Genomic DNA, 2,630 nt, shown 5'->3' on the forward strand with positions numbered 1-2,630 from the left:
ATATCCCGCTTACTCTACGCATCGTGGCGTGAATAAACAGGATTTTTACGCCATGCGGCGGAAATCTGGGCGGATGCCCGGTTAGCTAAGACGGCGAAAGGTCGCGATCTCTGGTCGGGCGATATATAAATAGTCTTCGGTGTCGAGAATGATCGACCGGTCCAGGCGCCCGGCGTTAAAGGCGATTTGTGGAAAGCGTTCAAACAGCAGCGGGTCCGCCACCAGCCGCAGCGCCGGATGGAAACTGAAGGGGGGAATGGCGCCGAACACGCAGGCGGTGAGGGCCTCCACCTCCGCCGGGCTGGCCAGCGAGGCTTTGCTGCCGCCGATATGCCGGGCCAGGCTGGCGAGGTCGGCCTGCCGATCGGCGGCGAGGATCGCCAGCACATGCTGGTTGACGCCGTTTCCTTTCACTTTACAGACTAACGCTTTCGCGCCCTGGCCAAGCGCGGTGCCGCGGATTGCCGAGACGGCTTCGCACTGACCGACCGCCTCGTGCGCCATCACCCGGTAGCGGGCCCGGTGCTCGTCGAGCAGCGCGCACAGCCGCTGGTGGATATTACCTTCTACTGCTTCAAGCATAGCGTCCTCCTGACATCATAAAGCAGCCAGCTTAGCGCTGTTGCGCCGGCCTGCCAACGGTGGGCCGGGAAATTCACCATTCGCTCATTATTACTTCACAGTGCTGTGGTGCAATCCCGCAGGCGCAGATGAGTTTTGTAAATAAAAAAAAGAATGATTTTCATTTTCAATCGAACTTTTTTTATTTCGCTCAGTCTCTATCGGACGACACAGAATATTAATAATTGCCGTAATGAGGTTAGGATGATGCACGATGCAACCATGCAGGGTTCCCCACGCAAGAAATTTAATAAAATAAGGGAGCTCAACAGACGGCGGAATTACTTTACTAAGAAAGTACGTAATGCCCTGCGGGTGGGGGTGGCGAAAGCGCTCTGGGATCGCCGACGCCGTCAGCCGGTAGATTTGTCGTCTGCGAAAACCGTCCTGTTGATGCGCAATGAGGGGGCGGTCGGCGATGTAGTGGTGGATTCCGCGCTGGTGAAATGCCTGCATCAGTCAGGCTATATCGTTGATTTTTTGCTGACGACCTCTAACAGCCAGGTGATGCGTTATAACCCGCGGATCCGCCATATTTATGAAGCTGACCCGGTCACGTCCGCCGATTTTTTGCGTAAATTTAATCATAACGTTCCTCGCGACGTTATTAATGAACTGGCTAATAATAAGTACGATATTATTATTGACCCTTCGCTGTTCGATATTCCCGTGCATCGCCTGCGGCTTTTCCGACAAATAAAAGCCAAATCNGTGCTCGGGTTTAATAAATGGCCATCGATTAAGCACTACTCCCACTCTTTTGATTTTGACTGCCAGCGCTGGCACGTGACGAAAACGTTCGAGCTGATCGCCGATTATCTCCAACTGGACACCCGCGGGCTGGACGCTTACGACCTGGCGGTGCCCGGGCCGATTATGCAGGAGGTGGCGCAGTATCTGGCGTCGCTAAGCGGAAAAGCGGTGGTGATTAATATTTTTGCCGGCCATGCCGACCGCAGTCTCTCGCAGACGCAGCTGGCGGAACTGCTCGACAAACTGCTGGCCCGCCATCCGGGGAGCGCGGTTATTCTGCTCGATCACCGGCGCGAGATCCGCATCCCGCTGCCGCCGGAGGTGGTGATTAACCCATTTAACACGTTACACCATGCGATGGCGCTGATCGCCCAGGCGGAGCTGATTATCTCCCCGGACACCTCGGTGGTGCACATGGCGGCGGCGTGGAACAAACCGCTGATCGCGGTCTATAAGGACGTTCTGCTTAATAACCGGCTGTGGGCCCCGGGCTATGACAACGCCAGGCAGATCATTGTTAAATGCGGGAAGGTCCATCAGCATCGCGGGCTAGTGGATAGAATTATAGCGGCGCTACCGGAGACGCTGTGAGGCGATGAGGGGAGACAGGTAGGGCTCACCTGCTGGCCGTATGCAAGAGCCAGCAGGTGAGCGAAGGTTGCATTGCCAGTCTGCAACCGCCGCTATTGTACTGTTGCCCGCGGCTCTGCCACATCCGGGAAAGCTCTTAAAGAGGTGGTCGCCGCGACTGACGGGCGGGATCACTCTTCAGTGAGCCACATATCCGCCTCTTCAAACATCTCCTGCACCGTGCGGCTGATCAGCTCTTTTTCATGCTTGCTGGCGTCGGTGTTGATCGCCGGCAGCGTCATCATCGGCTTCACCCGCACTTCCGCCTCCGGGAAAATGCGCTGCATGCGTTTGGTCAGCTCGTTAAGAATGGCCTCTCTGGCGCCCGGCAGCCCGGCAAAATTGCGCTTGTCATAAATCAGTTCCACAAACATCTTCTGTCCTCTGTATGCTGATCGCGGGCGATAGTTTTACTGTATTAATGTACAGTGTCAAGCGAATGCCGCGGCGCNGCGCATCTACCACCTCGCGCGGCGGGCGGGCTGCGCGCAAAAGCAGCAAACGGTTCGCTGGCGCTGAAGAAGACCCCTATTGACATCAAGGAGTTATTTCAGTGCTGGCGATTGATAGCTGGAGCCGATATTGACCGGTAAAATTGGCAAAACTACTGTATATATATTCAGTGT

The 2,630-nt window shown here is 55.6% G+C and carries 3 protein-coding genes and 1 pseudogene; 1 reads left to right on the plus strand and 3 read right to left on the minus strand.

Annotated features, from left to right (window positions below):
* Positions 1-81 precede the first annotated feature (81 nt).
* Positions 82-582, minus strand: coding sequence for a YbaK/prolyl-tRNA synthetase associated domain-containing protein (locus VZP09_RS05990; protein WP_087791445.1), 501 nt, complete (start codon positions 580-582; stop codon positions 82-84).
* Positions 583-677: 95 nt separating this feature from the next.
* Positions 678-834, minus strand: a pseudogene (locus VZP09_RS05995) (hypothetical protein).
* Between VZP09_RS05995 and VZP09_RS06000 the strand changes: the two are divergent.
* Positions 829-1,965: a glycosyltransferase family 9 protein gene (locus tag VZP09_RS06000; RefSeq protein ID WP_014907796.1), complete on the plus strand. Its 1,137-nt coding sequence runs from the start codon at positions 829-831 to the stop codon at positions 1,963-1,965. The pseudogene VZP09_RS05995 and the gene VZP09_RS06000 sit on opposite strands and share 6 nt — an antisense overlap.
* Before the next feature lie 170 nt (positions 1,966-2,135).
* Here the strand turns inward: VZP09_RS06000 and VZP09_RS06005 are convergent, their stop codons facing one another.
* Entirely contained in the window at positions 2,136-2,378 is a 243-nt protein-coding gene (locus VZP09_RS06005) for a DinI family protein (RefSeq protein ID WP_002901096.1), read from the minus strand.
* Positions 2,379-2,630 lie beyond the last annotated feature (252 nt).

It is taken from the genome of Klebsiella sp. EMBS2024 (assembly GCF_036233805.1).
In the GTDB taxonomy this organism is placed as follows: domain Bacteria; phylum Pseudomonadota; class Gammaproteobacteria; order Enterobacterales; family Enterobacteriaceae; genus Klebsiella; species Klebsiella pneumoniae.

Coding starts and splice junctions, on each gene's coding strand:
- VZP09_RS06005 (WP_002901096.1), bottom strand. CDS start 2,378: ATGTTTGTGGAACTGATTTATGACAAGCGCAATTTTGCCGGGCTGCCG.
- VZP09_RS05990 (WP_087791445.1), bottom strand. CDS start 582: ATGCTTGAAGCAGTAGAAGGTAATATCCACCAGCGGCTGTGCGCGCTG.